The organism is Aestuariibaculum marinum (assembly GCF_014596975.1).
Classification (GTDB): domain Bacteria; phylum Bacteroidota; class Bacteroidia; order Flavobacteriales; family Flavobacteriaceae; genus Aestuariibaculum; species Aestuariibaculum marinum.
Genome location: NZ_JACVXD010000014.1, coordinates 25,970 through 48,823 on the forward strand (window position 1 = coordinate 25,970; position 22,854 = coordinate 48,823).

General features: G+C 34.1%; 12 protein-coding genes. 3 read left to right on the forward strand and 9 right to left on the reverse strand.

Annotated elements, in window-relative coordinates; translation table 11 throughout:
- The first annotated feature begins 1 nt into the window (after position 1).
- The 3 genes from ICJ85_RS15330 to ICJ85_RS15340 all read left to right on the forward strand — a co-directional run bounded on the left by ICJ85_RS15330 (position 2) and on the right by ICJ85_RS15340 (position 3,607).
- A complete protein-coding gene (locus ICJ85_RS15330; protein ID WP_188224682.1) occupies positions 2–913 on the forward strand; it encodes a carbohydrate kinase family protein in 912 nt (303 codons plus the stop codon).
- Positions 914–944: 31 nt separating this feature from the next.
- On the forward strand, positions 945–2,240 hold the full coding sequence (locus ICJ85_RS15335; RefSeq protein ID WP_188224683.1) for a DUF4960 domain-containing protein: 1,296 nt from the start codon (positions 945–947) through the stop codon (positions 2,238–2,240).
- A gap of 647 nt (positions 2,241–2,887) precedes the next feature.
- Complete coding sequence (locus ICJ85_RS15340) at positions 2,888–3,607, forward strand: hypothetical protein (RefSeq protein ID WP_194420867.1); 720 nt, start codon at positions 2,888–2,890, stop codon at positions 3,605–3,607.
- Positions 3,608–3,774: 167 nt separating this feature from the next.
- Here the strand turns inward: ICJ85_RS15340 and ICJ85_RS15345 are convergent, their stop codons facing one another.
- The 9 genes from ICJ85_RS15345 to ICJ85_RS15385 all read right to left on the reverse strand — a co-directional run bounded on the left by ICJ85_RS15345 (position 3,775) and on the right by ICJ85_RS15385 (position 22,748).
- Positions 3,775–4,449, reverse strand: a complete 675-nt coding sequence (locus ICJ85_RS15345; RefSeq protein ID WP_188224684.1) for a hypothetical protein — start codon at positions 4,447–4,449, stop codon at positions 3,775–3,777.
- Between the two features lie 27 nt (positions 4,450–4,476).
- The gene (locus tag ICJ85_RS15350; protein WP_188224685.1) at positions 4,477–5,781 is read right to left on the reverse strand and encodes a tyrosine-type recombinase/integrase; all 1,305 of its coding nucleotides are present in this window, start codon (positions 5,779–5,781) and stop codon (positions 4,477–4,479) included.
- Between the two features lie 330 nt (positions 5,782–6,111).
- Positions 6,112–10,593: a polysaccharide lyase family 8 super-sandwich domain-containing protein gene (locus ICJ85_RS15355; protein ID WP_188224686.1), complete on the reverse strand. Its 4,482-nt coding sequence runs from the start codon at positions 10,591–10,593 to the stop codon at positions 6,112–6,114.
- A gap of 230 nt (positions 10,594–10,823) precedes the next feature.
- Positions 10,824–12,881 (reverse strand): glycoside hydrolase family 2 protein, encoded by a 2,058-nt coding sequence (locus tag ICJ85_RS15360; RefSeq protein WP_188224687.1) that lies wholly within the window; start codon positions 12,879–12,881, stop codon positions 10,824–10,826.
- An 86-nt stretch (positions 12,882–12,967) separates the two neighbouring features.
- Positions 12,968–14,131: a discoidin domain-containing protein gene (locus tag ICJ85_RS15365; RefSeq protein WP_188224688.1), complete on the reverse strand. Its 1,164-nt coding sequence runs from the start codon at positions 14,129–14,131 to the stop codon at positions 12,968–12,970.
- A 39-nt stretch (positions 14,132–14,170) separates the two neighbouring features.
- Complete coding sequence (locus ICJ85_RS15370; protein WP_188224689.1) at positions 14,171–16,459, reverse strand: M60 family metallopeptidase; 2,289 nt, start codon at positions 16,457–16,459, stop codon at positions 14,171–14,173.
- A 27-nt stretch (positions 16,460–16,486) separates the two neighbouring features.
- Entirely contained in the window at positions 16,487–18,355 is a 1,869-nt protein-coding gene (locus tag ICJ85_RS15375) for a RagB/SusD family nutrient uptake outer membrane protein (RefSeq protein WP_188224690.1), read from the reverse strand.
- 10 nt (positions 18,356–18,365) lie between these two features.
- On the reverse strand, positions 18,366–21,473 hold the full coding sequence (locus tag ICJ85_RS15380; RefSeq protein ID WP_188224691.1) for a SusC/RagA family TonB-linked outer membrane protein: 3,108 nt from the start codon (positions 21,471–21,473) through the stop codon (positions 18,366–18,368).
- A 69-nt stretch (positions 21,474–21,542) separates the two neighbouring features.
- A complete protein-coding gene (locus tag ICJ85_RS15385; RefSeq protein WP_188224692.1) occupies positions 21,543–22,748 on the reverse strand; it encodes a glycoside hydrolase family 88/105 protein in 1,206 nt (401 codons plus the stop codon).
- Positions 22,749–22,854 lie beyond the last annotated feature (106 nt).

Genomic DNA, 22,854 nt, shown 5'->3' on the forward strand with positions numbered 1-22,854 from the left:
TATGTTCGAAAACACAAACATAAAATTTGCTAGCTACGGAGAGATTCTTTTTGATGTTTTTAACGACCGAAAAAAAATTGGTGGAGCCCCTTTAAACCTGGCTTTAAGAATAAAGTCCTTCGGATTTCCTGTTTCTATGATAAGTGCCATTGGTAATGACGACAATGGTGTATCATTAACAAACTACATCAAAAATGAAAATATTGATATAAATGGAATCTCGACTACCGAAAACTATGCTACTGGTATTGTTAATGTAACTTTAGATTGTAAAGGCTCTGCTACCTATTCCATTCAACATCCAGTAGCTTGGGATAAAATTGAAATCACTCCTACTATTCGCAAAATAGTTGAGACCTCAGATGTTTTGCTTTTCGGTAGTTTAGCCTGTAGAGACCTCGTTTCTAAAAACACCCTATTCGAACTTCTGGAATACAACAACACATTCAAGGTTTTCGATATTAATTTAAGGCCACCTCATTACAATATAGAAACGCTAAAAAATCTGATGGACAAATCAGATTTTATAAAATTCAACGATGAAGAACTCCTTGAAATTTCAGAAGAACTGGGTTCTTCATCAAAATCTATTGAGGAAAACATTCATTTCATAGCCCAAGTAACCAAAACTAATGCTATATGTGTTACAAAAGGAAAGCATGGCGCGGTCCTACTGTGGAAAGGTAAACTGTATCATAATGCCGGTTTTTTAATCAATGTTGTAGATACTGTTGGTGCAGGCGACTCATTTTTAGCTTCACTAATTTCAAAATTATTAAGTAATGGGGCTCCGCAGGAAGCCATTGATTTTGCCTGTGCTGTTGGCTCTATAGTTGCCCAAAACAAAGGAGCAAACCCTAAAATATTAACAGAAGATATTATGAAGTTTCTAAATAATCATTGCAAAATATAAACACAACGATAACCACTAAACTAAGTTAATAATGAAAAAAATTACAAAACAACTGATTACCCTATCGTTAATCATGTCTTTTGTGAATCTCAACGCACAGACAAAAAACATAGCATTTATAGGGCAAGCTCCCGCTTATAATGATAATATTCCAGCTGCAGCTGATGGCTTTACGTATGATGATGACCGTGCAGCAGCAACATGGTTTATGGAAGATTTTGTTCCTGCAAATTCTAACATTAATGGTAGCTATTTTTCCTTTCAAGATATTGCCGAAGGAGCTGACCTAAGTAATTTCGATGTTCTTTGGATACAAAGCGATGGCGCCACCTGGCCTGGTAGACTTGAAGAATGGCCAAGAGGCACCTCTGAAGGCGGTGGCGAAAGACATTGTATTATTACAGAAGTTGGTTTTGAATGGAATGGCGGAGATGCCAATTGCATTTCACTCGAAGACAGCTTTATATCAAGTATTCGAAGTTTTTATGAAGCCGGAGGAAACATTTTTCTAGGGAATTTCGCTGCCAAAGGATTGGAAGTCTTTGGGGTTTTTGATGGTCTTAGTAATCCATGGGAATACAGACCTAATCAAACCTTTGGAGAAACTGCTCCAATTACAGATTCTTGGGCCGTAGATAATGCCTGGGGCAATTTATACCATGGTGAAACTAATGACCCTATTATGAATGATTTTGTGTTGGGCACTCCAGACGCTGGTTGTAACAATGGTATTTATATTGAGTTTTTAGCTTCTGGATCAGGTAAAAAAAATAGAACATGCCAATACAATCTTGATTTTGGTCGCATAAATGATGATGCCAACACAAAAAATGGAGGTTCTGCAACTTTAGCTCAAAAACAAAGTGAGTTTGAAACCATTTTAAATGCCGAGATACTGCTAACCAATTGTAATGAAAATGAGATTCAAGCCGCTAGATTTAACCCAAGAACGACTGGTCATGGAACCATTATCATAAACGGTGGTGGATCGTATGATTGGTATGCTGATGGAAGCCCGGCAAACTTTAACGATAATGTTAAACTATTTACTAAAAACGCATTGCTATCTTTGGTTAATAGTACCTTATCTACAAAAACGATAAATCCTTCTGAAATAAGCTTTGCTCCTAACCCGGTACGATCGGTACTAGATATTAACTATAAAGGAGAAATAAACACAACTGTTTATAACATCCTGGGGGAAAAAGTAACGGAATCATTTTCTAAGTCTATAGATTTCGATAATGTAGCAGCTGGTATTTATATTATAAAAGTAAGAGACCTAACGTCTCAAGAAACTAGTACATTTAAAATTGTAAAAAGATAAACTAACCCATTTCAATGTGATAATATTACTCTAAACACACATAAAAATGCTATTTTAGCGTCAATCTAACGTTAGATTGACGCTAAATTTATTTAAATGAGATATTACATTTGTAACTATTGCTATAAAGAATTTGAACCTACAAGACGACGCGTTCAAAAATTTTGCTGTAACTCCTGCAGATCTAAAGCACACAATGCGAAGAAATCAAAACAGTCAAAATTACCGACTAAGGAAATTGAAGATACCATTGTTCCCAAAAATATTAATCCTGAACAAACCAAAACGAAAGTAGAAGCTATGAGCGTACCAGGGCGTTGCAAATGCAACTCTTGGAACTCTACTTGCAGATTGGATAAGACTGGGACTTACGAAAGATGTTAATCTACCTGCTACCAAAGGAGACTTAGTAGAATTGGCTAAACACCTAACAAAGCGCTATCATAAAATATTAAACCACCCACCAAGACAAGATGGTGCCCTACCCTATTTTGACCTGCATACCAATACCATAAAATATTCCTTTTTACCGTTAGACAATTAATACTACTCCTTTTTACTAAATGTAAGAATAATATGTATATTTGAGTGTGTACATTATAAAACAAAAACACCACTGTGTTTATACACTCGTTAGGCAAAATAAAATGACTGATAATCCCAAAAATAAAAACCTCGGCATTAATAAGGCTGATATTATTACTTCTATTACTAAGTCAGTTGCAGGTGCTGTTCCTTTTGCAGGAAGTTTACTATCTGAAATAATTGAGAATACAATACCAAACCAACGTTTTGATAGGCTTATAAAATATGTTAAAGAACTTGATGAAAGAATATCAAGAATCCCAACAGATAAATTTGAAAATTTATCTACAAATCCAAGAAGTATAGATTTAATTGAAGAAAGTTTTTATCAAGCTTCAAGAGCTTTATCAAGTGACAGGAGAAGTTATATTATTAATATAGTAATAAATGGAATTTCCGATGATGGTCTTAAACAGGAAAACGCCAAAGTCCTTTTAAAAATATTACAAGAATTAAATGACATTGAAATAATATGGTTAAGATACTATCTAGATCCTACAGTTAATGGGGATAAAGAATTTAGAAAAAAACACGAGAATGTATTAAAGTCTATTTACCCATATATAGGTGCGGATAAAGAAACTTTAAACCAATCTGCTATTCAAAAAAATTACAGGACACATTTAGAAAGATTGGGGCTTATTGTAAACAAATTAGAAATAAATCGTAAAACAGGTCAACCTGAATTTGAGCGTACAACAGGTTTACCAAAGGTCAGATATACTAGAATTACGACACTGGGGGAAATGTTACTAGAAAATATTGGATTCACCAAAAATTAACAGATTGTAAACTTAAGCTGTATAAAAAAATTGCTAGTTTTAGCTAAACCAAAGTTAGTACGCATTTGGTCCCTCTGATTTTCCTACGGAAAATCCTCGGACACAAAACCGCACTATTCATATACTAACACGTTGCCAACAATATTGTGACCCGTTCGAAAATAAGGCTAATCTACATTAAAAACAGTCTTCAACAAAAAATCTTCAACCTGTTCATCCACTAATGAAGGCATTTGCTTTTTAGACCTTTTCTTGACTTCCTTTTCTGGTTTCAACTCTTGGTCTTCAGGTATTATAGTTTTCAATGTGTTATTAACAACAGGCACTTTATTTTGAACAAATTTAAGCACATCAATGGGCTTGTTTTCAAAACGGTCAGTTATTAACAATTTGCTTTTAACATCCCTAAAATGATTGGCAAATGTATCCGATTGTAGCTTAAATGTATTTTTAGTTTCTTCACTATTGCCAGTAATATGATTCACCAGGTTTGTAGATAACCATTCCGACACATACACACAAAAGTTTAAATGCTCTAGATACTTTTCTAACAGAAATTCAAATTGGTTTACCTCTAATGCTTCCTTCTTTTCTAATAACTTAAAAAGATTTTTATCCAGAGAAGCCTTTTTAGTCATCATTTCATAGTACGAAGGTTCAGCTTTAAGCTCCTTATCAAATCCCTTACTATCTATTAAAACGACATTGTTAAAATAAACGGCATACTTAGCATCTTGAAATTCGAGGTTCTTTTCCTTAGGTATAATAGAGCTAGGAATATAAAAAATAAACGGCTTATACAGCTTCATTTGAAGTTCTTCAAACAATTCCTCTAATTCCATAAGTTTTGCTTTAAATTACACTTCATATCACTTTAATAACGCTGAATAGTCTGCTGGAAGTTCGGCGTCTATATCTCTTAAGTATTTTTCAAGAGCCGCCATGGAGCTATGTCCTGTTATTAACATTAATCTACTTTTCGCTTCAAAAGGCGACGAGGCCTTAACTAAAGCTCGATAAAGTTTCGTTATAAACGTATGCCTGAAACTATACAATCCGTAATCAGTTCCCAGTTTAAAATGGTCCTTTACCACTCGTTTAAAACGCTTCGTAAAGTAATCCCGCTTGTTATCTTCATCGATATCCCAGTTACCACCTATCCCATCGGGTGTAAACACATCCAGTTTCTTATCTAAATGAGATAGATCCGGTAAATCTTGTATTAATAAGTCTGGAATAATCTTCGTTTTCACCACGCCGCTTTTAGCCAAAAACCGAACGGTTTTATTATTCAAATCGACATCTTCTACCTTCAGTCTACAGACTTCTATCGGTCTTAAAAAATTATAAGATATAAACTTAATAAACAGCAATAAGCTTGGATCTTCCTTTTCTAAATAGCTATAAATTTCCTCCTGTTTTTCTGCTGTATAGGTCTTGTTACGCTGTGGTATAGTTTTAAGTACAGGTATTTTCTTGACATAGTTTTGACTTATGATATAATTATCAACCAGCACCTGAACTAAGCTGCTTAAATCAACTCGATAATTGTTCCTGTTACGCGCACTTGTTTTGGTTAATACATTATTCAAAAACTCGCTTACAACCCTCTCGTCAAGTTGATCAATGGTTTTCAAATCTGGCTTATCTGATTCCAACCACAGTAAAAAGTTTTTTAAGCGATTCTCGTAGGCTCGCTTGGTCGTTTTGCTAAGTAACTTCTCTTTTAATTTTAAGCCAAAGTCGAATGCTTCCTTGATAGTCATTTTAGGAGCTTCTAATTCCTTTTCTTCTTCTTTGGGATTAGTATTCTTAGTTTCATTCTGAAGATCTTCCTGTTTAGCCTTACGCTGCTCTATTAGTTCACTGTTATCTTCAAACGGATTAAATCCTTCTTTAAGTAATTTAAGAAGCACTTTCTGGTATTTCGTTAAAACAAAAAGTCGCTCTTCTTTTGTTTTATACCTATTGGCTTCGCCATAAACGGGAGTCACCCGTTTTAGTTTTCCTGTTTTAGGATTTCGATAAGAAAAATAGACGTACCAGCGTTTACTTAAATCGCCTTTAGCCGTAAATATTTTGGGGTTAGAAAATTTCTTCTGTTGGGACAAATCGTATGCACTTTCGTATTCACAAACGTATGCTAAGGTAAGAATTTCTTTAATTATAGCCATAAAAAAACGGTTTAGTGAAAACTAAACCGTTGATTTTGCTTGACTTAAGCTTCGTAGCGGGAACAGGACTCGAACCTGTGACCTTCGGGTTATGAGTTCATCACTTGACAAATTCATAACACAAAATAAAGGCTTCCCAGATGCTATATTTTAAATTCGTGTTCCAAAACGTGTTCAGTTTTGTGTTCACTTTGTTATTTAAATTTTCACAAATGTAAATTAATTATACTTTTTTAAATCTCTTTCAATAAAGATAATTATTTATAAGAAAAATAACTTATCATGATTGAAATCAAGCACGATTAAATATAACATATATACTATTCTAAATTATTTTACTATAAATTTAAACAAAACTTGATTAAAAGTTCTTTTATTTGAAATTTTCAAAACATATATTCCAGGAGTTAAATTCTTTGTAGAAATAGAATCCTCATTATCTATTTTATAACTTCTCCCCATTATATCATACATTTCTATATTAACATCTGATAGAGGTACCGATAACTTTAAAGTTAAATCTTGCCCCAATTTTACTGGATTAGGAAACCCATATACCTTTACTTTTTTATCATAATATTTATCAAAGTCTTCAATATCTAAAGTTGTATTATCAAGAGTTCCAATATTAAACTCAGAAACTTGTATTGTACTACCAGAAACCTCATCCCAACCAGTAATAACTAATTTAACATACCTGTAACTTACTTGAGGAAAATCTACTTTTATTTCTGATACATCCGTAGCCAAAACAACGTCTTCTACTATTGGTAAAAAAGGACCTTCTTCTGAGTTACTTCCATAAAATGCAACAGATGATGCTCTCAAAAACGAAGAGCTATGATCCGTACGATGTCTGAACGTGAAAAAACTAAAGTTTTGAACAGATAACATATCTATAGTAAATGAAGGCTCATAATTAATAGCGGCATCAATTCCTCCAAACGATTTTCCTGGCTTTACGAAAGCAAAAGCCGTTTGATTATCTCCATCAATAATATATTCAGGTTCATCCCCCCCTATAGTGGCATCTTCTGGCCCTTCAATGGATGTTTTAATAATCCACCCTAATTTATTTAACAAGGTATCACGCCCTGTATAATCAGGCAAATCTTTATTTATAACAAACTTCATAGATTTCCCTAAATATGGGCTTTCTGCTTGGTAAGTTATTAATCGAGGTTGTGCAATTAAAGGCGTTACTACTCCCAAATTAATTGCCGATGTTCCATTTTGTGGATCTGAAACATATAAAACAGGCTCTGCTTGATCTACATCTTTCAACAATAATGTGCAGCCTGCTCCTGCCTCAATACTAAATCCGTTATGAGTAAAGGATGCAGCTTTGTGAAACACAAGACCATAAACCTTTTGTTGCTGATGATAAACCGCTTGTAATGAATCTGAATTTACTAATATTTCAATTTTTGAAACATCATAAGTTTGAACTTCTGATTTCGAAACTCCTGGTAGCATTATATAAGCATAATTAGCCTCTGACGGATCTACTCCATGATCAAAATTTAAAGTAAAAACACCTTTTGTTACATAAGGATTATCCAAATAGTTGGTGTTAATACTACCCCAGTCTCCGGTTTTTTCCTTCGCTGATAAATCAATACTTCCTTGACTTGGAAAGAAATAACCAACTTGGTCATGATAAACCCAATCTAAATCAGTATAAGTATAATCACCTTCACTTACACTAGATTGATTTCCATTTGAAGAAACCACAACCTCACCATCAAGGGCACACTGGTTAACGGTAGTATTAACTGTTAACCCTGAGGTAGATTTAATATCATTTCCTAAGCAAACCACCTCGTTATTAAAAAAGAACCATGACTTTTTTGCCGATGAGTTAATGCCGCTGTAGGTATCTTTATACTGATATGTAGACACTATGTTTACACTATCTGTAACACCTCCCACAAAATCCGACTCTCCCATTTTTATATAACTAGAAGCTTTCGGAATTGTTGTATATTCAGGACAAGTAACTCCAGGTATTTTAGCCCAGTCCCAGACCGGAAAAATATCAAAATACTCATCTCCATCAACATAAACACCGGTTGCTCCATCAGATAAAAAATATTGTTTTAACCCTTCACCATTATCTGCCAAAATTTCATTTCTGGCAGTTCGATTTGATACCATTCTAAGATCTATTGAAAAATCATTACGATTATGGACTGAATAATCGGTTTTATAATAATGTATACTTCTTGGGGTTAAATTATAATTAGGTGCTTCAACGCCTGATATTCTTAAAATTATATTATTATATTCCTCTTCATATCCTGGGTCAAGTATTTTCATCCTTTGAAAAACCCCAGTATCTTGTGTTTTCTTAACCTCTTGAGGTCTAGTAGAGCCTCTTCCCATAGGGTTAAAATAAATATATTCTCCCCTAAAAATAGAAGCATAAGAATCCTTAATCAAACCACTCAACACCTTTAAATTCTTTACAGGAATTTGATAATCTGTGTTGACCGCATACATACAAGCCTTGGTTATACCTTCCATAAACACAATACCATAATGCCCGGTATACAACTGTCGACCATGTTGCGTATAAGAATTGTCATACTGTATACCTTCACTTCCAAGGGTATAAACTAAAGGAGAATAAATAAAATCCATCGCTTCTCTCAATAGGTTATAATCCTTAGTTAAACAGGCCCGATACATATAATGTAAAGCAACATCTACCCTATTAGCTCCAGCTTGAGCTGCAGGATTCCCACCATTGTCTCTTAAACGAGCTATACATTGATCTAAAAGAGAACTTGTTAACTTTTCACTACCCAAATAATCTATTAGAATTAAAATTTGCCCCATGCGTTGTGGCTCCGCTATTTCATTATACCACCAGTTATTAGATCTTGGTTTAGTATTTTGCCAAAATTCAAGAAGGCTATCTATTTTAGCTTTCAAATCGGAACTAGAATAATACGTACTTGATTGTAAAGTATATGCTAAACTCATTATAAGCAACCTATCTAAATGTACCATTGGAGGCCATTTGGTTCTAACTGTAGAACTATAATCTACATCTAAGAAAGCCCCATCTCCCTGAATTTGCGACAAATAATCTGCCACATCTGCATCTAAATCAGTACTAGTTATTATATTATCCTTTACTAAATCTTGAATTATGCGTTCTTTAAACACATCAAAAACTAACCTATCTTGTACCACAACTTTACATGTTGTGGTTATTGATGGATTCGAAATAGCCTTTGCTGTAATTGTAGCTTCCCCAATAGCTAAACATTTCACCTTGTTATCAGAAGTTATTGTAACAATTGAAGGATTAGAGGACTCTAAAGCAAAATCTCTATTCGCTACAAAAATTGGAAAAAAACTAACATTTAAAGTTTCTAAATCGTTAACCACAAAATTATAGATATCCTCTTCAAATTTCATAGATAAGGGTTCTACGGCATTCCCTCTAGACACCATTGCCGTCGAAAAATCGACTGGACTTGTATAGGCCCCTTTCATCCAAATCAAATCTATTGGAGCATTTTCAGGTGCATTCATGATTCGCTTTGGACGAATATTAACATTATTTGATGGCGTACCAGTAGTTAATACCTCTGTCTCAGCCCAAGTTGCGCCACCGTCATTAGTTCCAAATTTATAAATTTCGAAAATATCCTGTGAATTACGTTTCGACAAATATACAGTTGAAATATCTCCGGAAGCAAAATTCATTCCTCCAGAGGACAAAGCGTGTGCTGGAAATTTAGATTGATTTGCAGAATAAGCATCTGTTAACAAACCATCACCAGCCGTAGTAATTTCGGAAATTTCCCAAGAATTTGAGGTATTATTCCAACGAGCCTGATTATAGACATGTTCGGTACCATCAGGATTAAACGAAGCAAATAAGACTACTGGTAAACCCTCATCATCTAATTGAATATCGTAAGCCCAAGCTTTCTTGCCAGTAGCAGCTTCGCCAAAAATAATATCTGGTGGATTTCCTGCATCAATACTAGATATTGTTTCTCCATTTGCCTTATACAAATTATAACTTAATCCTGTCTCGGCTGTTGAAGTTCCCTCAAATTTCACATAATGAATAGACCCTTCGTTATAGGCGTAATAATTACCTTGAGTTCCCCCGCTTGCCAACTGGGTATATACAATATGAATCGACCCATCTGAACCTTGACATGCCGTCATATAAGGAATATCCAATTTTGTTGTGTAATCATTTCCATTCCCTGGTGAAAATAGTCCAGAGCGTACGGTCCTACTTCCCATATCAGCCTCTATAATTTCACTAGTGTCAGCATTAAGTCCTGAGGCATAGGTAACCCCAACATTATTTTTACTTCTGGTTAAAATATACACATCATCACCAACAGTAAATGGCAAAGTACCACCCGCGCCATAAGCTGTACCTGTTTTTGATGCTGACCATTGAGACACATCTTCTGGATTTGTTGTTACCCATACATAATAGTGTGCTTCTCCTTCATTCTTTGATGAAAATAATAAAATTTGACCATTCCCTCTTACCAATAAGGCTGGAGATGCAAAGTCTCCTCTAAAACTTGTAGCTACTACCTGCTCCTGGTAATAACCTGTAGTATGGTTATAAGAAGCAGCTACTAATGACTTATTGCTATTTACCCAAGCAAAGTAAGAGCTACCATTATAATAAATTGCACTTGGTTGGGAATTTACAGACCAAGCCCCATCTTCCGTTAAAGGCACTATAACCTTTTGTTGTGCATGTAGTGAATTTGTTCCATACAAAAATGCAATACACACAATAATTAGTAGTTTAAATTTCATACAAAAAAATTTAGTGATTAGTAAAAAACATCTAAAACATTTCTGTGTTTTAGACCTGAGCAATCTAGAATTATTCACTAATTAACTATTGTCGCAATCAATTTTATATTTGCTCTATTCACTTTTCTTCATCAAAATCTTTAACTTTTAACATTCTTAAGACAGTATTACATGCGTTAGACATTAGCCAATTACATATTTACATATTTCTGTGTTTTTAAAGATTAATTTTATTTTAATTTCCAAGTTATCGTATCACTTAAAAATTTTCCATTGACCTCTCCTATAGCCTCAATATGGTTATCACCTTTTTGTAATACAACATTATCGAACACCCAGTGCCGCACATTCACACCTTGTTTCCCTTCAAATGTTTTGCTATTTACTGTTAAGGTTACCTTATGTGCATTTGAAAACACCTGGACACTTGTTTCAGATTGCGTTCTTATGCTATCTCGACGATTAGCAATATACAGCATAGGTTCTGGATTCCAATTAGCTTTATACCAAAAGAAGCTATCCTTTTTTTGCTTTCTATCGAAAGTTATTAACCCTTTAAGGTTTCGTGCTTTTACACCCCCTCTATTCCACATAGGTGTTGCAAACTCGAACATATTCCATAAATACGATGCTAAAATATACGGATGTTGTTCTATAATTGCCCATTGTTGAATATGTGTTTCGGTGTGATACGCCTCGGGTGAAAATTGACCGTTTACAGGATCGATATCTTTGACCAAAGGTAAGCGTTCGGTAGGTTGATCGATATTTCCATCGGCGCCATATTCAGTAAGCATAACCAAATAATTAGGATACTTTTCTTCTAAGCCTTCTGCCCACTGTTTTAAATCGCCTATCTGCCCTTCGTACCAACCATAATAACGATTCATACCTTGCAAATCACTCATTAAATTAGCTGGTTTATCCATAGCCCCATAACCACTAACGGCACCAGTATAACGATTTGGATCGTTGGTTTTTGCGATATCATTTAACTCTTTTGTTAAAACTGCAACATATTCGTTGGACGTTTTAGCATACACCTCGTTGTGCAGCCCCCAAATATAGATTGAAGGATGATTAAAATTTTGACGAATTAACTCCACCATTTGTTGCTTGGCATTCTCGCTTTCCTCTTTTGTGTAAGTATTTACAAAAGGTATTTCTGCCCAAACCAAAAAACCTATCTTATCGGCTAAACTATAAATATGTTCTGATTGCTGATAATGCGCTAAACGCACTGTGGTAACTCCCATTTCTTCCATAAGAGCCATATCTTCATCTTCTTGCGTTTTAGATAATGCACTACCGAATCCCCAACGGTCTTGGTGGCGCGTAACCCCATACATATTATACTTTTCGCCATTTAAAAAAACGCCCTCACCTGCTTTTAACTGGATAGTTCTCACTCCCAAGGGCTGAACAACCGCATCTAATTCTTTGTCATTTTCAAGGATTGATGTCGTTAAAGTATATAAATATGGATCTTTTACACCTTGCCACAAATGCGGTTTATTAAGTGTAAATGATTGATTAGCGATTTGCATACCCTGTGGACTAACCGTTACGTTGCTTTGAATAGTTTTTACTACTTTACCGTCACGATCATTTACAACCGTCCGTAAAACAACCGTTTTAAAGACTGATTCTTTATTTTCAAGTTTAACTTTCACATGAATATCGGCATTTTTTTTAGACACATTATCTTGTGTAATATAAACACCAGGCGATGCATAATCGGTTACTGTTATGTTAACTGAATTGGTAACAATTAAACTTACCGGACGATAAATTCCACCGTAGATTGGAAAAAGAAAATGGTTTACAGGAATAACATCTGCCCGTGCATCATTATTAGTTTTTACAAGAATAGTATTGTCTACTCCATAAACTAATTCTTTGGTAACCTCAAATGAAAATGCAGAATATGCTCCTTTATGTTCAGTTAAAAACTTACCATTTACATAAACTTTTGCTACATTACCAACACCTTCAAAACGTAAGAATACACGTTTGCCTTGCCAGGCTTTTTGGGCTTTAAATTTTTTGCGATAAAAAGCATCACCTGTATAAAATTGTTTGGTGGTTTGCATATCTTCTGCATTATAGGTATGCGGAATTGTTACTGTTTCCCAGTTAGCTTCTGTAATACTAATCTCCTTATTTGTACCCTCCCCTTTTTTAAACTCCCAATTATCATTAAAGGAAATCACTTCCCGTGAAGTTTGAGAAAAAAGGTTGGGCATTGAAAACAATAAAAAGATAAAAACATAATATTTTATATTCATAAGTTGGTTTTTACATAAAAATCAAGTCTGGACTAAAATTAGCCCAGACTTTAATCAACAATTAACTCAATTAACTCTAACTCAAATTAAAGTTCCTCGTAAACAAGCTTAACAATATTAAAATCTGATATTTGAACTGTACTTCCTGAGGCTCCCCATTTAGTATAAACCAATTTAAAATATCTGTAATGTACGGTTGTTGGTAAATCTACGGTAACTTCGGATTCTTCAACATTTACTGCTATACCAGCTGCAATTGAAGTAAAGTTTTCTCCATCATTACTGCCATAGACACTTGCCTCTGCCAAACGTAGATTTGCCGATGTATTTAAAAGTCGATGACGTAAGCGAAATGCACTAAACTCCTCTTCCTTTTGCATATCAATTACAAAATACACCTCTTCAGATGCTCCAACGGTTATACCTCCTAAAGATTTACCCGGTTTAACTAGGCAAAGACATGTAGGCTCTCCTTCTTTAGTTCCATAAGCATCAGGATCATCAATTAGACTTTCAGGGGATCCAACAACAGTTGCATCTTCAAAATACTGATGGGAAGTAGTAACACCCCAACCTTCACGACTTAAATCCTCATAAGACGTATTTCTTACATGAATTGTAATTGTAGCTTCCAAGGCACTACCATCATCTGTTTTTACAGTAATATTGGTATCCCCTAGACCTAAAGTTGTTATGACTCCTCGTCTTGTAACTGTAGCTACATTTAAATCACTTGAGGAGTAAAGTAACTCTTGATTTGTTGCATATTCCGGATTTATGGTAATTATTTCTGTTAAATCTATAGTCTTGTTCATACCGATATAAAAATCCTGATACTTTGAATCTACCTGTAATGATTCAATTAAAAACAATTTACTTTTCACTTTTACTGTAATCACTGTCCATAAATCGTTATTATTTACGGGATCTATTCTTAAAGCTGCTTCTCCAACTCCTATTGCTGTAATAACACCCTGATCACTTACCTTAAAGACTTCTTCATTTGTACTCGAAAAAATATAATCATACTCATCTTTATCTTGAGCTGTATCAGGAAATAGAGACAAACTCAAATTGTACTCATCGGCTACTTCCAATTCTAAAATATCATCATTAACACCATCAACATCTATTCTTGTAACCTTTATAGTATCATCTTTCTCATCATTATCAGAATCACACGACATTACTAATACCGCAAGAGATAATAGAGCTATTCGCGCAAACAACATACCTCGTTTCATATTCATAGTTTTATGTTTATTTTTCATTATGTATCTAATAATTAATTAATTATAAGCACTTATATTATCATCCTGAATATCTTCAACGTTATCATGAGGCATATTATATCCTGCTGCGTTAATTTCAATTTTTAAAGCATCAATTTGGGCTTGGGTAATTTTAAAAGCTTTATTTCCATAATCGTTTAATGTAGTATCGACTGGTGTTAAGAATCCCCATTTTTGAAAAAAATCAAGCATATTTAATCCTGAAATTCTACAAACCTGACGCACAAAATCTAATTGAAGAATGCCTTGTGTAGTAGTATTTGTCGTTAAATTAGGAGTTACACGATAATGCTCATAAATATCTCTATAAAAATCTGTTTTCCCTAAAGCATCTACCATATATAATTTTAGTTGCCAAAAAGGAACCAGTTTAGATAAAAAATCACTTGTAGCATGAGGGGTATTTCCTGCTATAATATTATTTTTAGCTACAGAATAAGTACCATCAACCAATAACTTACATGGTTCTCCAAATTCAGTTTGTACATACAAAGACATTAAATTATTTGTTACTTCTGTCGTACCTGCCCATTTTAAACCTGGACGCAACTGATTAACATGACCTGCCTCATGTGCTGGTCCCCAAAGCCTAGCTTCAAAACGACTGGCATTACAAAATATTTCTGCATAGCTTGATGTATATGCTGTTCTGTAACTGGTAGCATAAGGACTTGCTCCGTTATAATCGATATGAAAATACATTCGGTTGTTAAACATTTTTTCATACTTCTCTAACCCGGCAAACTCCTCCTCCAAATAAACTAAACGATCATATTTCTCTAATACAGTTACTATATCTGTATTATAACTTTTAAAATTTTCTGTTGTCCATGTTATATGTGAACGTAAACCCATTACATCAAGATCCTGATAAACAGCGTTTCCTAATATTCTCGTCCAATCTTCAACATTATGTTTAGCTAAATCAAAATATCCATTAACCTTAGCATTTACAAAATGTATGTTTACTGTTTTTGCTTGAGCGAGTTCTTTATCTTCATCTGTTTCTAAAATTAAGGGGATATTATCATTTGTTATGTTTTGCACATATACTAAACCACTGTTTTCCATCATCAAACGATTTTCACCTTCTAAAAGTGGGTAACTTTTCGCACTACCAAAACCGACATTTAAATCCTGTACATCAATTGTTATATTTTGTCCCTTTGTATCACCAACAATTACTAAAAGTTCTTCACCTTCTTCTACGTAAATACCTGTTGGATTATCTCGCTTACTATAAGTTGATGTCTTATTAATAGCACTCTGTACTGATGGGTTCTGATATGGACGATAAGATGCAGCTCTGAATTCTGAACTATACTCGCCTACGAATAGATCGAGTGCCAAATTGCGTAACTGGTCATCTGGAATAGCTTTTAATTCTGCTTCTGACACACCTTCTTTTAAAACAGAATACATATCATCTACAAAAATACCTGAATAATCATAGTTGGTTGTTCCATCTTGGTAAAACTCCATTTCTGCACAACTTATTCTATTTTGATAAGACGAATAAACATCGAAGCGAACCTTTGCTATATTTTCTAAAGGAGTTTCAAACTTCATCACGGTAACGTTAAAATTAGCATCTCCTCTTGAATACTCACCTACCTTTGTAAAGGTTTCTGGTGCCGCTTCCGTAGACACCCAAACTTCATATTCATTAAATGCTCCCCACTTATTTCCTGCATCTGTACGAGGATGATAAATAATTCTATTTAAAGTATAACCTGATTCGAGTGTATATTCTATTTGAAATGGCCATTCTGAAATTGCTCCAAATTTTGAATTAAAATAAGTTTCATAATCACTATCATAAGAAAATTCTAAACCACGATTTTCTATTTCAGTTTCCTCTGAAGTTGCTTTAGCACTTACTATACCTATAAGCTGGTCACCTACTGCTTGCTCTTGACTTACGGGTACTTTACGACTATAAATCCCATAATCTAAGGTTATTACGGTATTTCTTGGAGCTTCAATATAATTGGGCATCGTTGTAACATGCAAATACTCACCTTCCAAAACAACTGAACACCAATCCTTTCCATTAGCTGCTATATCATAACTAACTTCTTCTGAGTTCACATTACCTGTTAAAACCAAATAGATATCTTTAGTCCCTCCTTTAGAGTCAAAATTCAAATCTAACGGCAAAACTCTTAGCCACCCTTCTTGCTCTTCTACAATTTTATCATCTTCACAAGACTGAAAACTGACAATAAATACCATTAGTAAGGCATATATCCACACCAAACTCTTATTAAAATTTTTAAATTTCATAAATAATGTTCTTTTGATTGTTATCTATTAATTAGCACTTTCTATTGGTTCTATATTACTTTCGGAACCAGTATACCCGTCATTTTGATTAATATGCCCTTGAACATTTACACTTATTGCTGATTCCGATATTGGCCATAGCACATGCCATGCTCCCATAGTATATTCATTTCCTATTTGATTTGTAACTCCTTTATTATAAAAATCTGTTACAGAGGAAATATGATCGAAAAAGAAATTATTTTCTGAAAAATTGTTTAATGAATATGTCTTGCCGTTATCGGCCGGTATACCTGTTTGAGCGTATATATAAGAAATTCGAGTTAATTCTGTTTTTCTAGGCTCTTCATAAAATAACTCACGAGCACGTTCATCTACTAGTTGACGCATCGTAACTTCACTAAGCATCAATGGTCTTGCTCCTGCTCTTTCTCTAATGGCATTCAAATCAGCCATGGCTTTTGCTGTTTCTCCTTTCCAAATATAAGCTTCTGCACGTAACAAATAGGTTTCTCCTAAACGAAAGATATACCAATCCGCATTACCTCCTCTCCAACTTGCTGCTTTTTGATCTGGAACATTAACTTTATAGTTTGGCCATCCGCCCCAACCTCGAATAGTATCTCTACAAATAACGGTAGCATCTCCATTTACAGCAGCCAAAGCTTCCTTAATTGTTTTACCAAACCACTCTGTGCCTTCCAAGCCTGGATTATTATATTTCAATTCTTCAACATGCATCCAATTATCAGACTCGCGATCATGACGTAAATCAGAATTATCCAATTTCCATATTTGATTCTGCTGATAATCTGTTGGGCGAAGCGTAAAAATTCCACGACCATACTCCGATAAATAAGGGTTTTTCTCCTCATTGTTATCTACAAAGCCATTTTCGCCATTTGGAGTTCTAAGCATTCCCGACGAAGTATGCCAAGGCAAAACTTGACGCTTAATTTCTAATCCTACCGGGGTTGCTGATTCATCGTCATAACGATCGATAACCACATATAAGGCTTCTCTATTTTCTGCAGATGCTTTATTTTCTGTTTGATGTAAATCCCATACCACATTTTTTGTAGGGTCATCGAAACCAATAGCTGTACCAAAACGACTCGTCATAAGAGCATGTTGCCCACCATCTATAACAGCAGACGCCGAATTTACTGCATCTTCGAACTCTCCTAATGCTAAATTTATTTTAGTTAATAAATGAAATGCCGCTCCCTGGCTTACCATACCTGCATATACATTCTTAGGTAAAAAAGAAGCTGTTTCATCTAAATCCTCCTTTATTTGTCTTAAAATTACCTCTCGCTTTGTTGTGAAAAAATCATAACGCGGTTCAGTAACCTCTTCAGCGATAAAGGGGACATCTCCAAATTGATGTACTAATCTATAATAGCGATAAGCACGATGAAAATACGCTAAAGCTAAAACTTCTTTCTTTTGATCCTCATTATCAAAAGCTGCACTTTCTGCTCTCGAAATAATTGTATTAGCATCTTTAATTCCTTTATACAACGACTGCCAAAAGAAATGACATCTAGCCATATTTGTTCCGGTTGCTAAGTTTGCACTAGGCGTAATTTGTCTAACTAAATCCTGAGGTGAACGAGCGTCATCAACACGTCCATTCACACCAATATCTGAAAAAAACACTTCTGTAAGATATGCCGGATCTGCAGAAAGACTAGTTGGATAAAACTCCAAATAACGCACATCACGATTTAACATATCCGTTCCTGTTTTCAACCCTTTGTAATCTTGAAAAGCGTTTTCAGGTGTATAAAATGATAATGGCTTTGGTTCTAACCAATCGTCTGAACAACCAGTAGATAAAACAACAGCTGTTAGAAATGTTAAACATGATTTTAATTTATATATAGTTTTCATTTTATTTTTTTTAAAAGGTTAAATTAAATCCTAACAAAAGACTAATAGGTGTATTACTACCTGAATTTTCAGGATCTTCACCTGGCCAGTTACTCAAATAAGCTGCATTTTTTACAGTCATATTTAAGTTAAGATCTGAAATTTTCAATGGTTTCAAATAGGTTTCAGGCACCTTATATCCTAATGAAATATTATCTAAACGCATAAAATCTGCCTTTCTCCAAACATTATAATTAATGCCGCTCGGAGCTTTAGAACTTAATCTGGCATAATCATTTGTTGGATTATCTTCACTCCAATACTCTGTTATAATTTGATTTGTGGTATTAATTAAAGCCCCATCATTTTTAGCCCTGTTAAATGATTTCTTTTGCCCCAAATATGAATACATATTAAAAGAGAAAGTGAAATTTTTCATTGTAAAAGTATTTCGCATACTTAAACGTGTTGTAGGCACTTTAGATCCTTGAAATTCCTTATCAACATTGGTATACTTATAGTTTCCATCTTTATCTAAAAACTTAAAGTCTCCTGGAGATTGCCCATATAAAGCAGCCTCTTCTTCTTCCCCGAGTTGCCATACTCCTAATATTTTATAATCCCAAATTTCATCAATTGATTTACCTATAAACCAACCGTTTCCAATATCATCAGCTTCTTTTTGACCTACAACATTACCCTCTCCATCTAAAACATCCTCCATTAAACCATGTAAAGAATTGATTTTATTTGTATTATGTGAAAAGCCAAAAAATGTTTCCCATTTGAAATCTCCTTTTTGAATATTAATTGTATTTAAAGCAAACTCAACTCCTGTATTTTCAACTTCTCCAATGTTACTCCAAACATTTGAAAACCCGATTATGTCCGGCAAATCACGCTGAATAAGAAGATCATTTGTTTTCTTTTGATATAGATCTATACTTCCATTAATTCGATTATTGATAAATCCAAAATCTAAACCAATATTATAAGACTCCGTATTCTCCCATTGTAATTTAGAATTTGCCATGCGGTAAGCATAATAAGCGTTAATACTTATTGGTTGACCACTAGAATCTATGTATAGATATTTTCTTGAATCCAACTCCATAAGAGCCTGATACATACCAATATCTCTATTCCCATTTAAACCCCATGATAAACGCAACTTCCCATAATTAAAAACATTTGATTTAGGGAAAAAACTTTCATTTGAAAACACCCAAGCACCTGCTATCGATGGAAAATTAGCTCTAGGGTTATCTTGTCCAAATGCAGAATACCCATCGCGACGAACCGTTCCTGTTATCATGTAACGATCATCATAACTATAATGTAATCTGCCCATTAAAGCATCTCCAGTACTATATGTATCATTACTTGAAACTCTAGGGTTTGTTCCCCATTCAATTCCATGGGCTCCTAAAACATCACTAGGTTGGAATCCACTATTTACCATGGTATTCGACCAAGTCTGAAGTTTTTCCCAGTTAGCAAGAAAAGTAATATCAAAAGCATGTTTTCCAAATTCTTTATTCCATTTTATGGTATTATCCACCTGCCAATAAAACTGTTTTGAATTAGTACGAGTAGCAGTATCCGTTGCATCAGCCCAAAGTGGGTGTGCTGTTGATTTATGATTTAAATAATTTCGCCATTGATAACGTGGTGAATAGGTTGTTTGAGCTGTAATACCCCATGGTAAATCGATCTTTAAATACAAAGCAGAGTTTAAAACATTAATATCGTTGGTTCGATCAATATATTCTCTATTGATAAATGGATTATACCCATTCAAATTGTCGTTTGGATAATACTTATAAGTTACACCATCATCTTCATATAAACTTCCATAAGGAGATAATGGCCGATAACCACCAACATTAACGTAAGCTTCATCCCTATTTGTAAATTGTGTATTAATACCATAAGTAATAAAATCGTTTGGTTTAGATTCTAAATTTAAACGAGCACGAATAGCAGAATATCCTGTTCCAACTAAATTAGCCTCATTATCCACATAATTTAAAGAAGTGTAATATGACGAATTATCAGAACGACCTGATACGCTAACAGAATAATCCTTACTATACGCTGTATTATACGTTAAATCTCTCCAATCTAACACATTACCAGCTATATAGTTATCAAGTTCTACATCGGAAAACCCTAACCTTGTAAACCATGCAGCCGTAGGATTACCACTGGAATTGGTTATAGCCATCCAATCAACTAAATCCCTGTTATTTAAAGTATCCGGATTATCGTAATAACCATCCTCTTTTCCTGGATTCTGAGCTTTCATTACAGCTTGTCTGTAAGACACATAGTCTTCTCCTTGATAAACCTCAGGAAGAGAATTCGCAAAGTTTGTTGTTAAAATTGAAGAAAATCGAATGACTGGTTTTCCTGATTTACCCTTTTTGGTTGTTATTAATATAACTCCATTCGCTGCTTTAGCACCATAAACCGCGGCTGAACTTGCATCTTTAAGCACATCAATACGTTCTATGTCTTGCGGATTGATATCTGTCAATTCTCCTTGGTAAATTACACCATCTAGGACAAATAAAGGAGTGGTGCTACCACGTAAATTATTTTTACCTCTTATCAGAATATTACCTGCATTTCCCTTGGCACTATTGGTAATACCCATTGATAACCCCGGTACGTTATTACGAAGTAAATCTTGTACCGTAGCAGGCTGTTCCTTTTCTAATTTTTTTGCATCGACAGTCCCTAAAGCCCCTGTTAAATCCTTTTTCTTCATGGTACCATACCCTACCACAACAACTTCATCTAACTGAGCTACATCTTCCTGAAGGCTTACCGTAATAAAGTCACTGTTTTCAACAATAATTTCTTTTGTTTTAAATCCTATATAGCTAAACTCTAAAACATCTCCAATTTCTGCTTCAATACTAAAACCCCCATCAAAATCTGAAGTCACTCCTCTGATTGTATTTTTTATTATAACGTTTACACCTAGAACGGGAACATTGTTCTCATCTACAACTTTTCCTTTTATTTCTTGTGCATTAATAAATGCTACAGAAATAAAATAAAAAGCCAGTAAGTAAATACCCCTCATAGATAAAAATTCACCTATGAGCGACTGCTTAAAATCATGTTTCATAAATTAATAGATTTAGTTAATTTGTTAGTTTGAAATACTCTTATTCCTTTTTTTAATTAGAAAGAAATATTATTTTAATAAATTCTGTTTCATTTTATAGATTTCACTACCTGCTAGCAAAAAAGCTCCTACTCCATAAGTAGCTGTCATTTCTGAACTTACTTTTTTAGGATTCGCTCCAATAGGCTGAACCCAACCCAATTTTCCATTCTTATCAACAATAGATTGCAAAGCCCCCCAAGTTTTATTTAAAATTGGGCAGTACGTCTTTTTATCTAAAACATCGTTATTTATTCCATAGGCAATAGCATAAGCTATAAGAGCAGTAGCACTAGCTTCTGGTGCTGGGTAAGAATTTGGATCTAAAAGACTGGCATGCCAAAAACCAGATGAATCCTGCAAAGAAACCAACTTGGGTACAAATTCTTTAAACAATTCTTCATAAAACAAACGATACTCAGAATCTTGAGGTAATTGCTTCAAGATTCTTACTAAAGCTGAAGCTACCCAACCATTTCCTCTACCCCAAAAAACCTTTTCACCATTACTTTCTGTTTTTGAAAAATAGCTATCATCTCTAAAAAACAAACTATCCTTCTTACTATATAAGTGATCATAAGTTCTTTTAAATTCCTTATCCATAAAATCTAAATACTTATCATCCTTCTCTACAGCGTACAATTGGGTATACACAGGGGGAGCCATAAAAAGAGCATCACTCCATGTCCAAGATTGCTTGTTACTATGATGCATATTCAAATTTCCTGGGTTATTAATCACCCAATTTGCTCTATTTAATACAGAATAAAGTATCTTTTCATCTTTAGACAAATCATAAAGCCCAAGATATAATTGGGCAATACAAAATTCGTCAGCATGGTATAATTGATATTGTGGATAGTTTTCAAAATTCCCAGGGACAACCCAATTTGCTTTTTCTCCAATATTTTTTAACCAATCTATATATGTCTTATTATTGCTGTTGGAGTCATTTGCTTTTGCCCATTCTAATAACCCTAAATAAAAAGTTGCATTAGTCCAAGCTCCAATTCCATTATCATGTAAGTTTCGGGTTTCACTGTATGAGAAATTTTGTATTTGCCAAGAAGCTAATTTATTTGCAACATCAGTTATTCCATTTGTATCAATACATAAATTTGTTTCTCCACTTTTCACTAATTTTTGAGAATTTTTTATTTGATAATTACAGTTATAAAACACTAATACTACCAAAAGAAAGGAAACAAATTTAACGTAATACTTGGTTATTTTCATTGAGATTAAGTTTTGGTTTTTGACAAATGTATTCTTTCACATACTTCTACTTTTGCCCATTTCGCCTAATCTTTTGCACTATTTGACTTAATCGATTAAAAATGTT

What these genes read in the sequence shown, in the direction of transcription:
- ICJ85_RS15330 (WP_188224682.1), top strand. Translation starts at nt 2, where the DNA reads ATGTTCGAAAACACAAACATAAAATTTGCTAGCTACGGAGAGATTCTT.
- ICJ85_RS15335 (WP_188224683.1), top strand. Translation starts at nt 945, where the DNA reads ATGAAAAAAATTACAAAACAACTGATTACCCTATCGTTAATCATGTCT.
- ICJ85_RS15340 (WP_194420867.1), top strand. Translation starts at nt 2,888, where the DNA reads ATGACTGATAATCCCAAAAATAAAAACCTCGGCATTAATAAGGCTGAT.
- ICJ85_RS15345 (WP_188224684.1), bottom strand. Translation starts at nt 4,449, where the DNA reads ATGGAATTAGAGGAATTGTTTGAAGAACTTCAAATGAAGCTGTATAAG.
- ICJ85_RS15350 (WP_188224685.1), bottom strand. Translation starts at nt 5,781, where the DNA reads ATGGCTATAATTAAAGAAATTCTTACCTTAGCATACGTTTGTGAATAC.
- ICJ85_RS15355 (WP_188224686.1), bottom strand. Translation starts at nt 10,593, where the DNA reads ATGAAATTTAAACTACTAATTATTGTGTGTATTGCATTTTTGTATGGA.
- ICJ85_RS15360 (WP_188224687.1), bottom strand. Translation starts at nt 12,881, where the DNA reads ATGAATATAAAATATTATGTTTTTATCTTTTTATTGTTTTCAATGCCC.
- ICJ85_RS15365 (WP_188224688.1), bottom strand. Translation starts at nt 14,131, where the DNA reads ATGAATATGAAACGAGGTATGTTGTTTGCGCGAATAGCTCTATTATCT.
- ICJ85_RS15370 (WP_188224689.1), bottom strand. Translation starts at nt 16,459, where the DNA reads ATGAAATTTAAAAATTTTAATAAGAGTTTGGTGTGGATATATGCCTTA.
- ICJ85_RS15375 (WP_188224690.1), bottom strand. Translation starts at nt 18,355, where the DNA reads ATGAAAACTATATATAAATTAAAATCATGTTTAACATTTCTAACAGCT.
- ICJ85_RS15380 (WP_188224691.1), bottom strand. Translation starts at nt 21,473, where the DNA reads ATGAAACATGATTTTAAGCAGTCGCTCATAGGTGAATTTTTATCTATG.
- ICJ85_RS15385 (WP_188224692.1), bottom strand. Translation starts at nt 22,748, where the DNA reads ATGAAAATAACCAAGTATTACGTTAAATTTGTTTCCTTTCTTTTGGTA.